The 14,219-nt window shown below is 38.9% G+C and carries 14 protein-coding genes; 8 read left to right on the top strand and 6 right to left on the bottom strand.

Annotated features, from left to right (window positions below; genetic code table 11):
• Nucleotides 1-42: 42 nt before the first annotated feature.
• The 3 genes from ACQ334_RS12795 to ACQ334_RS12785 all read right to left on the bottom strand — a co-directional run bounded on the left by ACQ334_RS12795 (nucleotide 43) and on the right by ACQ334_RS12785 (nucleotide 3,449).
• The gene (locus ACQ334_RS12795; protein WP_430988617.1) at nucleotides 43-1,026 is read right to left on the bottom strand and encodes a pyruvate dehydrogenase complex E1 component subunit beta; all 984 of its coding nucleotides are present in this window, start codon (nucleotides 1,024-1,026) and stop codon (nucleotides 43-45) included.
• 119 nt (nucleotides 1,027-1,145) lie between these two features.
• Entirely contained in the window at nucleotides 1,146-2,303 is a 1,158-nt protein-coding gene (locus ACQ334_RS12790; RefSeq protein ID WP_430988616.1) for a WG repeat-containing protein, read from the bottom strand.
• A gap of 42 nt (nucleotides 2,304-2,345) precedes the next feature.
• Nucleotides 2,346-3,449 (bottom strand): redoxin domain-containing protein, encoded by a 1,104-nt coding sequence (locus ACQ334_RS12785; protein WP_430988615.1) that lies wholly within the window; start codon nucleotides 3,447-3,449, stop codon nucleotides 2,346-2,348.
• Between the two features lie 185 nt (nucleotides 3,450-3,634).
• On the opposite strand from ACQ334_RS12785, the gene ACQ334_RS12780 reads away from it, so the two are divergent.
• Both ACQ334_RS12780 and ACQ334_RS12775 read left to right on the top strand, forming a co-directional pair.
• Nucleotides 3,635-4,462 (top strand): helix-turn-helix domain-containing protein, encoded by an 828-nt coding sequence (locus tag ACQ334_RS12780; RefSeq protein WP_430988614.1) that lies wholly within the window; start codon nucleotides 3,635-3,637, stop codon nucleotides 4,460-4,462.
• 72 nt (nucleotides 4,463-4,534) lie between these two features.
• On the top strand, nucleotides 4,535-5,083 hold the full coding sequence (locus tag ACQ334_RS12775; RefSeq protein WP_430988613.1) for a cupin domain-containing protein: 549 nt from the start codon (nucleotides 4,535-4,537) through the stop codon (nucleotides 5,081-5,083).
• Nucleotides 5,084-5,177: 94 nt separating this feature from the next.
• Here the strand turns inward: ACQ334_RS12775 and ACQ334_RS12770 are convergent, their stop codons facing one another.
• A complete protein-coding gene (locus ACQ334_RS12770; RefSeq protein WP_430988612.1) occupies nucleotides 5,178-6,356 on the bottom strand; it encodes an acetyl-CoA C-acyltransferase in 1,179 nt (392 codons plus the stop codon).
• A gap of 74 nt (nucleotides 6,357-6,430) precedes the next feature.
• Between ACQ334_RS12770 and ACQ334_RS12765 the strand changes: the two genes are divergently transcribed.
• The 5 genes from ACQ334_RS12765 (at nucleotide 6,431) to ACQ334_RS12745 (ending at nucleotide 11,275) form a co-directional block, all read left to right on the top strand.
• On the top strand, nucleotides 6,431-6,913 hold the full coding sequence (locus ACQ334_RS12765; RefSeq protein ID WP_430988611.1) for a hypothetical protein: 483 nt from the start codon (nucleotides 6,431-6,433) through the stop codon (nucleotides 6,911-6,913).
• A gap of 17 nt (nucleotides 6,914-6,930) precedes the next feature.
• Nucleotides 6,931-7,296: a hypothetical protein gene (locus ACQ334_RS12760; protein ID WP_430988610.1), complete on the top strand. Its 366-nt coding sequence runs from the start codon at nucleotides 6,931-6,933 to the stop codon at nucleotides 7,294-7,296.
• Nucleotides 7,297-7,435: 139 nt separating this feature from the next.
• Complete coding sequence (locus tag ACQ334_RS12755; RefSeq protein WP_430988609.1) at nucleotides 7,436-10,126, top strand: valine--tRNA ligase; 2,691 nt, start codon at nucleotides 7,436-7,438, stop codon at nucleotides 10,124-10,126.
• A gap of 175 nt (nucleotides 10,127-10,301) precedes the next feature.
• Nucleotides 10,302-10,784, top strand: coding sequence for a hypothetical protein (locus ACQ334_RS12750; protein WP_430988608.1), 483 nt, complete (start codon nucleotides 10,302-10,304; stop codon nucleotides 10,782-10,784).
• Nucleotides 10,784-11,275 carry a GNAT family N-acetyltransferase gene (locus ACQ334_RS12745; RefSeq protein WP_430988607.1) on the top strand — a complete coding sequence of 164 codons (492 nt, stop codon included), beginning with the start codon at nucleotides 10,784-10,786 and terminating at the stop codon, nucleotides 11,273-11,275. The genes ACQ334_RS12750 and ACQ334_RS12745 overlap by 1 nt, the downstream gene beginning before the upstream one ends.
• A 627-nt stretch (nucleotides 11,276-11,902) precedes the next feature.
• Here the strand turns inward: ACQ334_RS12745 and ACQ334_RS12740 are convergent.
• Complete coding sequence (locus ACQ334_RS12740) at nucleotides 11,903-12,406, bottom strand: Lrp/AsnC family transcriptional regulator (RefSeq protein WP_430988606.1); 504 nt, start codon at nucleotides 12,404-12,406, stop codon at nucleotides 11,903-11,905.
• Nucleotides 12,407-12,521: 115 nt separating this feature from the next.
• Between ACQ334_RS12740 and ahcY the strand changes: the two genes are divergently transcribed.
• Entirely contained in the window at nucleotides 12,522-13,850 is a 1,329-nt protein-coding gene (gene ahcY / locus ACQ334_RS12735) for an adenosylhomocysteinase (RefSeq protein WP_430988605.1), read from the top strand.
• 10 nt (nucleotides 13,851-13,860) lie between these two features.
• Here the strand turns inward: ahcY and ACQ334_RS12730 are convergent, their stop codons facing one another.
• Nucleotides 13,861-14,073: a hypothetical protein gene (locus ACQ334_RS12730; RefSeq protein ID WP_430988604.1), complete on the bottom strand. Its 213-nt coding sequence runs from the start codon at nucleotides 14,071-14,073 to the stop codon at nucleotides 13,861-13,863.
• Between the last annotated feature and the right edge of the window lie 146 nt (nucleotides 14,074-14,219).

Here is a 14,219-nt window from a genome sequence, read left to right as displayed (position 1 = left end):
TTTTGTTTACCCTGCTAATATCATACCAAAAAAATGTGGTGTTTATTTTTTCAGATACATTACTTCCTTTACCAGCTTCACTGTACGGGGTACATCCGGTAAATAAGCAGCCACCAGGTTGGGTGCGTAGTGCATTGGTGCATCTGCAGAAGTGATCCTGCGGATAGGTGCATCTAAATAATCAAATCCTTCCTTTTGTATACGGTAACTGATCTCAGAAGATACAGAGGCAAATGGCCATTGTTCTTCTACAATTACCAAACGATTGGTTTTTTTAACGCTTTCCAAAATAGTGAACCAGTCTAAAGGACGAATGGTAGCCAGGTCTATTACTTCAGCTTCAATACCTTCTTTAGCCAATTCTTCAGCCGCAGCCATCGCCACTTTCATCATCTTATTAAAAGAAACGATGGTCACATCTTTACCAGTTCTTTTTATAAATGCTTTACCGATTGGTAAAATGTATTCTTCTTCGGGTACTTCTCCTTTATCTCCATATGCCACTTCACTTTCCATAAACATAACCGGATCATCATCACGGATCGCAGCTTTTAAAAGTCCTTTAGCTTCATACGGTGTAGAAGTACTGATCACTTTTAAACCCGGTATGTTGGCATACATCGCTTCAAAAGCTGTAGAGTGCTGTGCGCCTAACTGCCCGGCACTACCATTAGCACCCCTGAAAACGATAGGGCAACCAACTTGTCCGCCGCTCATTGCCAGCATTTTAGAAGCGGTATTTAATATTTGATCTAAAGGTAAAACAGCAAAGTTCCAGGTCATAAATTCCACAATCGGACGAAGGCCATTTTGAGCCGCACCCACTGCAATTGCAGAAAAACCAAGTTCAGCGATCGGTGTATCAATAACTCTTTTTTCACCAAATTCTTCCAGCATACCCTGGCTTACTTTATACGCACCATTGTATTCTGCTACTTCCTCTCCCATTAAAAACACTCTTTCATCCCTTCTCATTTCTTCCTGCATGGCTTCTCTCAGGGCTTCTCTTAATGCTATTTGACGCATGTTAAATTGGTTATTTGGTTAATTTGTTTAATAGTTGCCTGTTCTCTTAAAGTTTGCAAATTTATTTCATCGGAAGCAGATGAACAAATAGTATTATTATGAAACTAGCAGGCTATATGTTATAAGGATATACTCAAAAGTTTATAGCCTTGTTCTGTTCTGATAAAATCAAAACTTTCCTGGTGATCGGTTTCATATTTGCTGATATCCACAGCGCCGGCACTTACAGGTGATTCAGGCGCCAAAGGTTTTGCCCTCTTTTTATAATACTCCAGCAATACCGAAAACACAGGATATACTGCTGCATTATGGCCTCCGCAGCTATTAAAAAATTGCCTGTATTCCTTTTGCTCAACTATTAATCCGCTGAGGTCATCACGGCTGATATATAATTCCTTTGTTTCATTCAGCCGGAATCTTTCTCTAGTGATAACCGCAGGAAAAGACTGGAGGAACATATTCCTGCTTATGCTTGTCCTGCTCTTACCTCTCTCCATGTAGGTGACCTTTTGAAAAAGCAATTGTTTTAATTTGTTGTTGTCGGAGGAATTGATAGCGGGCAAAAAACCGGAATAAAACCATTGTGTAAATTCTTTTTCATAATCGGTAAAAGAATAAGTATTGCCATTATTGCCTTTAATGATAACACTGGTGCTGGTATCAATATTAGTATCATTTATTTTAAATGAATACCAGTTTATTGAATTAAGGTCGGTATCAACGCTATCCGCCAGTACTTCATTGCTTTCATTTATCAGTATCGTTTCTCCCCCATCCCAGCCAACATGTTCGCAGTGCAAGGTATCTTTTCCTTCCAGGCACTTACGCTTTGCATTGCGGCGTGCAATAGTTAATCCGTTATGAAATGGCAATGCATAATTATACATCGCCGGAATGGCCACATTGCCATTCTTATCAAAAAAGCCTACCCTGTTTTTCTTTTTATCCTGGAATAATATTTTTCCTTCCTGTTCGCAATCAAAAGTAAAATCAAACATGTACATACTGTCCCTGCCTACCTTACGTCCGTCTTTTAAAAGATAATAGAGATCAAAACTACTGTCAGCCAGCAATTCATTAACCGCTATAATATTATAAAATGTATCAGCCTGTGTAGGGCTATTAAATTTTGCTGGTATCTTAATATTTCCTTTAAGATCTTTATAACCTGTTAGCTCTTTCTCCGCATCATACAAACTAACCCATGCCCTGCTGCTTTGAGCATAGCATATATTTGTGCAACAGATGCTGAGTATATAAATGATCTTACAATTCAATTGAAACGATCAGGATTAATTTATATCATTAATGGTAAGCACTTACGGCATTATCTCCGCCAGTTTATCCTGCAGCTTTTTACCAAACAGGTTTTTAGCAATGATACGGCCTTCTTTATCCAGCAACATATTGGCAGGGATAGCCTTGATATAAAATTGATCTGAAGTAGTATTCTGCCAGCTTTTCAGTTCACTCACCTGTTTCCATACCAGGCCATCTTTTACAATAGCAGCTTTCCATTTTTCTTTTCCTTTTTCGCTGTCGTAGGATACGCCGAATATTTCAAAACCCTTATCCTTGTAAGCAGTATAAGCTTTTACAATATTCGGGTTTTCCTTACGGCAGGGGCCGCACCAGCTGGCCCAAAAATCTACCAGCACATATTTTCCTTTCAGGGAAGATAAACTCAGTTCATTATCCAAAGTATCTTTTTGCTTAATATCCGGAATCAGCTGCCCGACAGCAACACTCTGGTAAGCATCCAGCATTTTCTTCACCGCTACACCACTTTCCGATTTTTTCACTTTTTCATCTAACACATTGTATAAAGGTGCTACATCACTTGCTTCGGCATAATAGCCAAAATTTTCGCTGATGGCCATAGCACTTCTTATAGAAGATCTGTTAGCCTTTATAAAATCACTGGCATACTTTCTTTTTAAAACCGTGATGGATTCTTCCGCTTCATCCAGGCTATCGGTAACTGCGGTGTTTTTATCTTTTGCAGCTTTATCATACAGGTCGTAAAAATTCTTTTCGGCATCATTGGCCGGTTTCATTGCGGCAGTATATTTTTTATCCTCTTCATTCAGCTTGCTGCCGCTGATGGTTAGTTCTTGTAGCTTTTCGCCGGTACCACTGATTTTCATCTGGCTGGCTTCTGCATAAAACCGCAGGTAATCTTCTTTTCGGCCTTTAATAGTTAATACGGCAGTAGAAGGCCTGGCTGCAAATCCTTTAAAACTGAATTTTCCATCCTCAATAGAAGTGCTGTCTTTTTTTGCGGCTGATGCGCCGTAAACAGTAAGGTAGATGGTACCTGTTTTTACTGTACTGAATTTTCCGTTAATGGTAAAGGCAGAATCAGTTTGCGCTGCTGCTGCCCCACTTACTAAAACAAAACCTGCGAATAATATTTTTCTCATTGAATAAGTTTAAGCCCTAAAATTAATGTTATTATAAGATTAAACAGAACCGATTATGTAAATTTATTAAATAGTAAAAGAAGCAGCTTATTCACAGGTACTCATTAAGTGCTTACACGTATTTTAAAATGTCTGTTTCATACTACTTAAAATAAAAAAAAGCCTGCATATTTGATGCTGACAACATGCTACTGAACGAGATCATACCACATCCATCAATAGCTGAATATGTAAGGTTATTCAGGGTCATTCATTTTGTATTTCCCGAAACTACCAATATACCCGCCAAGGCTTACACGCCCAGGCCGGAGCATTGCCTGCAATTTTTTCCCGCCGGTAAAAACAGGATTACTTATACCGGTTCAGATAAAATCATCACTACAAAAAATGCCATCTTTTCCGGCCAGCACAACGTAATTAATAACCGGCAAATGGAGAACAATTTTTTGTCGGTTCAGGTTATTTTTCAACCAGGCGCATTACATCGCTGGCTGGGTATACCATCTGTACAACTCACCAATATGCTGGTAGATGCAGAAGATATTTTAGGAAATAAAATTGCTTTGATAAACGAAAAATTATGTTACGCAAAAACCTATGACGAAATGATTCAGCTCATCGGATCATTTTTGCTGGAAGAATTTAGTAAAATAAAAAAAGACAATCATCCCGTCAATGCCATCTGTAAATTGATGCTTAAAGAAGAAGACAGGTCTTTAGACTGGTTTGTAAAACAGGCTTATTTAAGCCACCGGCAGTTTGACAGAAAATTTTATGACAGCACGGGTGTAAATCCTAAAGACTTTTTAAAGATCATTCGCTTTGATAAAGCTTACAGAATGAAAAACCGCTTTCCCGAAAAAGACTGGCTGAGTATTGCCTTACATTGCGGCTACTACGACTATGCTCATCTCTCCAAAGCCTACCAGCTATTTACCGGGCACACGCCGCCGGAATTTTTTAAAATAGATACCATGGCTCCGGAGCGTTTGTTAGGCATTGCAGAAACCTAATTAATAAAAGTCTGTTTTGTACCACTTCATGCAGTTAAGCAACAAGTAGGTTTGTGTTCTAAAAATAAATTTATGCAACGCAAACAATTTCTCGCCACTACATTAGCCGCTATTCCTGTTTTGGGTTTTTCAAAAACCATTTTTACTGGTGAAAATCCTAAAAAAACTTTTACTGTAAAAGCCGGCAAAGGCAGGTTTAACGAATCTTTTTTATTCAAAGGAAAAAACCCGAATGATATTAAGATCTCAAAAAAAGATACGAATAATCAGCTGGCAGTATTTGAATATATTGGTTACGAAAAAATTGGTCCGGCACTACATATTCATCTGAAGCAGGATGAGATTTTTTATGTTTCAGAAGGTGAATATCGCTTTGTAGCAGGTGATGAAACGCAAATACTCACTGCAGGCGATACTATTTTTTTGCCCCGCAATGTACCGCACACCTGGATACAACTAAGTGATAAAGGAAAGCTCATCTATTTTGTGCAGCCGGCGGGAAAGATGGAAGAATTTTTCAGGACCATGAATAATTTAACGCATCCGCCAACTACAGCAGAGATCAATAAAATTCACGCAGACTGTGATTTGAAAGTGGTTGGCCCACCATTGAGTTTATAAAAGCATTACGCTAATTTTTACGGATTACACGAATTAAATACAAGCACATTAAATGAAACAATTCGTGTAATTCGTAAAAATCAGTGTAATAAAACTATACATTTTCAATCACCATTGCGCTGGCACCACCACCGCCGTTGCATATACCGGCAGCACCGTATTTAGCATTATTCTGTTTTAATACATTGATGAGTGTAACAATTATTCTTGCACCGCTGCAACCTAACGGGTGGCCTAAACTAACCGCACCACCATTTACATTTACTGTTGCAGGATCTAATTTCATGCGCTTGCTGTTTTCAATACCTACTACTGCAAATGCTTCATTCAATTCCCAGTAACTGATATCTTCCATTTTTAAACCTGCTTTAGCAACCGCTTTTGGTACTGCAATGGAAGGTGTGGTGGTAAACCATTCCGGTGCCTGCTCCGCATCTGCATAAGATAAAATTTTTGCAATAGGTTTTAACCCCAGTTCATCCGCTTTTGCTTTGCTCATTAAAACCAAAGCAGCAGCGCCATCATTCATGGTAGAAGCATTTGCTGCAGTAACAGTACCATCCTTTACAAAAGCTCCTTTCAATTCAGGTATCTTATCAAATTTTACATTAAACGGTTCTTCATCTTTACTGAATAAAATGGGATCGCCTTTACGCTGCGGAATAGCCACCGGCACAATTTCATTTTCAAATTTGCCGGCATTAACTGCAGCCTGGCTGCGTTGGTAACTTTCAATTGCAAAAGCATCCTGCTCCTCACGGCTAACACCACAGGTAGTGGCACAAAGTTCCGCTGCATTGCCCATGGCTTTGCCATCATACACATCAGTTAAACCATCTTTAGCAAGGCCATCAATAAAAGCCACATTGCCATATTTATTTCCCCAGCGTAAATTTTCTGAATAGAAAGGCACATTGCTCATGCTTTCCATACCACCGGCAACTACAATATCCGCATCACCTAATAAAATACTTTGTGCCGCCTGTGCAATGGCTTTCATACCACTGGCACAAACTTTATTAACAGTGGTGCAATTTACTTCGTTGGGTAAACCGGCAAATTTTGCAGCTTGTCTTGCGGGTGCCTGTCCCAGATTGGCTTGTATTACAGAGCCCATCAGCACATCATTTACTAATTCGGGTTTTACGCCTGCTTTTTCAATAGCGCCTTTTATGGCAACAGCGCCTAATCTGGTGGCAGAAAAATCTTTTAAACTTCCTCCGAAACTGCCCATTGGCGTACGGACTGCAGAGATGATATATACTTCCTTCATAAAAACTAATCGTTTAGAATACAAAGGTATACCGTTCTATTTTCATTTTTTGTAGATTTGAGAAAATGTAAGTTATGTGCTCAAAACGTTGGATACTGTTTATCGCTTCATTTGTTTTGTTAACTTTTGTTGAAGCACAAAATAAAAAAGCAGATTCCTCTGCTATAGTTGCTGTATTTAAATCAGTACTTGCTGCCTGTAAAGAAAATAATACTGCCGATCCGCAAATAAAAATACAGGGCAGGTTTTATAAAGCGGCAGCTTATATTGTTTATCGTGGCGCCGATAAAAAAAGAGCCTGGAAAGATTTTGTGAACTACAGCAATGCAGATGAAAAAACAGAGACAGATGCTATTGGCAAACGGGTAAACAGAACCGCCGGCCAGGACGATAATTACCGTATCACCAAATACATTACTGAAAAAGAATCAGAAGGCACCTGGCATGTTTTAATAGTAAGTTACAAAGCCGATGGCGAAGACAAAAAAGCAGCTTTTGCATTTTTAAAAATCGGCACCCGTTATGGATTGGGTGATATTGACCAGAATTATAAATAGTTACTTAAAGCTTTACAATGAGAACTTTAAAAGCAATACATATTCACAGCTTCTTAGGTATAATTCCATTAGTATGGTTTTTATCTTTTCTCAGCATACTTGCAATTGGCACTTTTAAACTTGGCTACATTCCTCAATATGGCAATCCTGTTGACCCTGATACCTTACATATCGGTGGGCTTGAATTGTTGCATAGTATTTTATTTATGATGTCGATTATTGCTTTCTTCGGTTGGATAACAGTAACAATAATTCTTCTCAGTTTTTATAAAAACAGTTTTGTATTCAATAAAACAGCCCTTGTTTTATTTGCAATTGGGGTAACCGGTTTTCTTGTTTTTAAATATGTTTTTCCTGGCTTTGGAGCCTGGGTTTTTGATTGACAATAATTAAAAAGAATAATAAGCTAAATTACTCAGCGCCCTCTGCCTCCCTGCGTGCCAATTACTTAATAAACAAACCCCTTTTCCCCTACCCTCCTTTTTCGTACTTTTGCAGTCCTGAAAAAATTGAATGACGAAAATGGAACTGACTAAAAATTTTGAACCTACAGCTATTGATGCAAAATGGTACCAGCATTGTTTGGATAAAGGTTATTTTAACAGCACCCCCGATGCAAGGGAAGCGTATACCGTGGTAATTCCTCCGCCCAATGTAACCGGCGTATTACACATGGGCCATTGTTTAAATAATACCATACAGGATATTTTAGTGCGCCGTGCCCGTATGCAAGGCAAGAACGCCTGCTGGGTGCCCGGCACCGACCATGCTTCTATTGCTACCGAAGCGAAGGTTGTGGCCATGCTACGTGAAAGAGGCATTACCAAATCTTCTTTAACAAGAGAAGAATTTTTAAGCTATGCCTGGGAGTGGAAAGAAAAGTATGGCGGTATCATTTTACAGCAATTGAAAAAATTAGGTTGCAGTTTAGATTGGAGCAGAACTTCATTCACTATGGATGAAGCATATTATAAGGCAGTAATAAAAGTTTTTATCGATCTGTATGGCAAGGGATTAATTTATCGTGGCAAAAGAATGGTAAACTGGGATCCCGTTAGCCAGACTGCATTAAGTGATGAAGAAGTAATTTTTAAAGATGTAGATTCAAAATTGTTTTACGTTAGTTATAAATTAGTTGACGGTAGCGGCAGCATTACTGTTGCCACCACAAGGCCCGAAACTATTTTAGGCGATGTGGCCATTTGTGTAAATCCTACTGATGAAAGATATACCAGTTTAATTGGTAAAGAAGTAATCGTGCCCATCATCAACAGGAAAATTCCTGTAATTGCAGATGAATATGTAACGGCAGACTTTGGTACCGGTGCACTAAAAATTACACCGGCACATGATAAGAATGATAATATGCTGGGCTTAAAGCATAACCTTAAAGCGATTGACACATTAGATGCAACAGGAAAATTTACTGCGGTAGAATTAATGGAAGATAATCCATCTGAACTGGTGTTATCGTACAATGGTGTTGACCGTTTTGCATTGCGTAAAAAAATAGTAGAAGACATTACCGGATTAGGACAAATTGAAAAGATAGAAGATTATAAAGGCCAGGTTGGCACAAGCGAAAGAACCGGCGCTGTTATTGAAAGCAGGTTGTCTATGCAATGGTTTATCGACATGAAAAAATTCATGGATAAAAATCCTGAAGCATTAAGTTCAGTACTGAATGATACCATTCAGTTTCATCCTGCTAAATTAAAAAATACATATAGCCATTGGTTGGGCAATATAAAAGATTGGTGTATCAGCCGTCAGCTTTGGTGGGGACAACAAATTCCTGCATGGTATGATGAAGAGGGAAATGTTTTTGTTGCAGCAACAGCTTTAGAAGCTGCAAGCCTTAAGCTTCAAGGGGCAGGAATTAGCCAGCCGACTATTGCTCAGCTTGAAGCTTGCAGCTTGAAGCTTTCTCAGGATGAAGATGTATTAGATACCTGGTTCTCCTCCTGGCTGTGGCCGATGGAAGTTTTTAAAGGCATCAGCAATCCGGGCAATAACGAAATTGATTATTATTATCCCACAACAACGTTAGTTACAGGACAGGATATCATTTTCTTTTGGGTAGCACGAATGATCATGGCGGGTTATGAATACAAACAGGAAATACCTTTTAAAGACGTTTATTTTACCGGAATGGTAAGAGATAAACAAGGTAGAAAAATGAGTAAGCAATTGGGCAACTCTCCTGACCTGTTGGGATTGATAGATCAGTATGGCGCCGATGCCACACGTTTTGGAATCATGATCGCTTCTCCTGCAGGTAATGACCTGTTATTTGATGAATCGTCTTTAGAGCAGGGAAGAAATTTTAATAACAAATTGTGGAATGCACTGAAACTGGTAAAGATGTGGGAGGCACGTCAAAGCGTGAGCACTCACGACTCACTACTCACCACTCACGACTTTGCGTTGCAGTGGTTCGAAAGCCGTTTGAACGAAGTAAAAGCCGAAGTAGACAGCCTGATCAAACAATTCCGTTTAAGTGAAGCACTGAAAACGATTTACAGTTTAATATGGGATGACTTTTGTAGTTGGTATTTAGAATGGGTAAAGCCTGGTTTTGAACAACCGGTTGAAAAAGCCATTTATGAAAAAACAATTTATTTTTTTAGTGAACTGATGCAGTTGTTACATCCTTACATGCCTTTTGTAACCGAAGAGATTTATCATTTGCTGGAAGAAAGAAATGATGACCTGTGTGTAAAACAATTAACTGCGTTTGCAAATGTTGATAAGCAAATTCTTACACAGGGAAACCTGTTGAAAGATGTGATCACAGGTATTCGTGATGTAAGAAATAAAAACCAGATCAAACCGAAAGAACAGATTCAGTTACATATTCAAACATCCATTGCCGCAACTTACCAATCAATTGAAACTATTCTTGCAAAGCAATTGAATGCAAAAGCAATTTTGTTTGTTGATGATAAAGTAAGCAATGCTATTTCCGCGGTAATTGGTAACGACAAATTTTATGTGGAATCAGAACAACCGATGAATATCGGCAACCAGAAAGATGATTTACTAAAAGACCTGGAACACCAGAAAGGCTTTTTACTTTCGGTAGATAAAAAATTAAGCAACGAAAAATTTGTTGCCAATGCCAAACCAGAAGTATTAGCATTAGAACAAAAGAAAAAAGCCGATGCACTAAGCAGGATAAAAGCGATTGAGGAAAGTCTGGCAGCGTTATAACGAGAATAGTGAATGGTCAATAGTGAATCGTCAAAATGGCGAATTATTCACAATTGACCATTCACTATTGACAATTGACGATTCACCATTCACGTCTCACGCCCTCAAAGAGTTTGTTAAATTACCCATACAAATACTTTTTACAACGTAAATTCGTTGTTACAAAAAAACTACAATGCCGGTATTTAAAAATATAATTGTTTTATGTTGCCTGTTAACAGTTACTACTGCAGCCATGGCGCAAAAACCAAAGCCTGGTAAACCTGTAACTACCACTGTAAAAACTAAGTTGCCCAAATTAAAAACTGCTTTAGGCAGCAGGTCCGATTCTGTAGGTGTTTCTGTAGATGAAGCCTTAAACCTCATTACCCTTCCGCTCACCATTACTGACGACAAAAAAAATACTTATACCATCGTTACTTATCAATGCCTGTACAGAAGAAAAGCCGTTACAGAAGATGAAGAAAGTGGCAAAGTAACTCCTATCAACAGCGTGGTGGCAAGTACATTTAAAACCACTCCCCTTTCTGAGATATGGAAAAAAACTATTTCCGAACAATTAAAAACCGGCGAAGAAATATTTTTCTTTGATGTGGTGGTAAAAGATGCACAAGGCAAATTAATGTTTGCCCCTAATCTTAAGTTAATGGTGAAATAATGCCGGTAGTTAAAAAAGCAAGCGTCAAAGATATTCCACTCATCAGGCAACTCACTTTTGCCATCTGGCCACAAACCTACAGCAGCCTTTTAACACAGGACCAGATCGATTATATGCTGGAGCTGATTTACAGCCCGGCTGCATTACAAAAACAAATAGAAACTGACAATTGTACTTTCATTATTATTTACGACAACGATGAACCTGTAGCATTCGCTTCTTACAGCGAAGTAAAACCACAGGTATGGAAGCTGCATAAAATTTATGTGCTGGCTTCGCAACAGGGCAAAGGCACGGGCAAATTCATCATTCATTATATTGTGGAGGAGATAAAACTACAACATGCCAAAGCTTTGCAGTTACAGGTAAAGCGTGATAATCCTGCGCAAGATTTTTATAGCAAACTTGGTTTTACTATTATTGCTACTGCTGATTTTGATATTGGTAATGGCTATTTTATGAAGGATTATATTATGGAGCTTTCTGTTTAATGCTCTTCTTCTTTCTTTTATATACTTTAATCAGTAGCACTTCTTCTTTTTCTTGATAAAAAGAAGCAAAAATCAAGGGCTGCGGAAAAAAAAGCTAAAAATTGTTCGTCGAGTGTAAAATGAAATTAGCTCAAACTTCTGTGCAATACCCAACTATGTGCGACTTACGAGCTAAGAATAAATCCTGGCCTCGGTAACATTAATTTCATTTTTACATCTCGCCGCCCAATTTTCTTAACGCAATTTTTTCCGAGGCCCATACTTCAAAGCATTCTGCTGAGTAGGTAAAAGAGGCCGTATAAAACACATGCCACTTTTCGAATAATCAAATACTCTCCTATCCTCGTAACAAATTATTTTTTGGGTTTTCCCATCAGGGCAGACTGCCAACCTTACAATTAAAGATTGCACAAAAAATCAGAACGAGGTTTCAAACTAAGTTACAAATTGGGGGCTGATCAAATTTTATGCAGGGTGTTCACGCAGGGCTGGCCGGATAAAAGGCCGGAGGCATTCTTTTATCCTTGATTTTTTTGTTTCTTTTTTTATCAAGAAAAAAAGAAAAAGGTAATAAATCTAAAAGCAGTTGAAAGTAACAAATGAACCTACAAACACAAAAATTGAATATCACCCATAAACCAGCTGATGCGTATCCTTTATAACCCCCATCACAAACACACTCTGCACATGCCCCATATTTTCAATATTGCTTAATTTGTTTACATGAAAATCATGATAGGCATTCATATCCTCCGTCATCACTTTAAGCATAAAATCAAATTCACCACTGATGGTGTAGCATTCTACCACATCCGGCATTTGCATAATGGATTTTACAAATTTGGTACCCGCTGTTTTACTATGCTCTTTTAAAGAGACATAACAAATAGCGATCAGGCTTTTTTTCACCTTGGTATGATCAACCAAAGTAGCATATTGTTTTATCACGCCGCTGGCTTCCATACGCTTGATACGCTCATGCACAGGTGTGGTGCTCAGGTGAATTTTATCCGCAATTTCCTTCACCGTCATCCGGGCATTTTGCTGCAGCAGGCTTAGTATGGTGAGGTCTTTTTGATCCAGCGTAATATGCGCTGTAGCTGTTTTTTCTGTTTGATTCACTTTTGCCATAGGTAAAAAGGGTTTTGTCCTTTTTAAAAGGTAATAAAATAATAATCCACCAAATTTACACAAATCTGTAGAATATTATGCTGAAATGGTACTTTTGTGTTCTAAAAAATAAAACATGTCTACAATAACAAAAACCTCCATCGACTTCAGCCTTAAAAATAAGGTTGCAGATATGAGCCTCGCTGAATGGGGCCGTAAAGAAATTAAATTAGCCGAAGCAGAAATGCCGGGCTTAATGGCTATCCGTGAAGAATACGGACCAAGCCAGCCATTGAAAGGCGCAAGGATTGCAGGTTGCCTGCACATGACCATTCAAACTGCAGTGTTGATTGAAACTTTAGTAGCATTAGGTGCAGAAGTAAAATGGAGCTCTTGTAATATCTTCTCTACACAAGACCAGGCTGCTGCTGCTATTGCCGCTGCAGGTATTGGTGTATTTGCATGGAAAGGTCAATCACAAGCTGAAGCGGACTGGTGTATCGAACAAACTTTATGGTTTGGTGGTGCAGATCGTCCTTTAAATATGATCCTTGATGATGGTGGTGACTTAACCAATATGGTTTTTGATACTTACCCTGAATTGATTCAGCATGTGAAAGGTTTATCAGAAGAAACTACAACCGGTGTTCACCGCTTATACGAAAGAATGGAAAAAGGTACCTTACCTGTTCCTGCTTTCAATGTAAATGATAGCGTTACCAAAAGTAAATTTGATAACAAGTACGGTTGTAAAGAATCATTGGTAGATGCGATCCGTCGTGCTACTGATGTAATGATGGCTGGTAAAGTTGCTGTAGTAGGTTCTTATGGTGATGTAGGTAAAGGTTCTGCTGCTTCTTTAAAAGGTGCAGGTTGTCGTGTGATCGTTACCGAAATTGACCCTATCTGTGCTTTACAGGCAGCAATGGACGGTTTTGAAGTTAAACGCATGATCGATGCAGTTAAAGAAGCTGATATCATCGTTACTGCTTCAGGTTGCCGTGACCTGATCACTGAAGCTCACTTCCGTGTAATGAAAGATAAAGCCATCGTTTGTAATATCGGCCACTTTGATATTGAAATTGATATGGCATGGTTAAACGCTAACTATGGTTCTACTAAAAACACTATCAAACCACAGGTTGATATGTACACCATCGACGGTAAAGATGTTATCGTATTGGCAGAAGGCCGTTTGGTAAACTTAGGTTGTGCTACAGGCCACCCGAGTTTTGTAATGAGCAACAGTTTCAGCAACCAGACTTTGGCACAAATTGAATTGTGGACCAAAGGCGAGCAGTATAAAAATGAAGTGTACGTATTACCAAAAGTTTTAGATGAAAAAGTTGCCCGTTTGCATTTAGCAAAAATTGGTGTAGTTTTGGACGAGCTTACACCGGCACAGTCTGCATACTTAGGCATACCTAAGGAAGGACCATTTAAGCCTGAAGCGTACAGATATTAATAATCTCTTTTTAAAGGTGAATAAATACATAGCCCTGGCTCATTCTTGACCGGGGCTTTTTTATGCCGGGTCGGGGCGCTGCAGCGGCCTGAACCCTGCATAAAAAAGCTGCTTCCGGTATAAACCTTTCTATCGCCGCCCCACTGCTATCACCAGCCCTGCACATTTTCAGCGCAAAGAAAAAGAGAAGCAGAGAAAACGCTGAGTCTCTGCGTAAACTCATTTTCTCTTTTTCTCTGCGTTTATTTGTCAGTTCACCGTGGTTGTGTGTCCTCACCAACCACCGGAGCGTTGGCACCCTGCCTCTCCCTATTATTTCGGGGAGCCTGTCAAAGGCGTACAAGTGTTCCACTTTTTTTAATCATTTTG

This window comes from Ferruginibacter sp. SUN106, from assembly GCF_050611765.1.
Lineage (GTDB): Bacteria > Bacteroidota > Bacteroidia > Chitinophagales > Chitinophagaceae > Ferruginibacter.
Note: the sequence above shows the minus strand (reverse complement) of the source record. Positions and strands in the feature narration are given on the sequence as shown.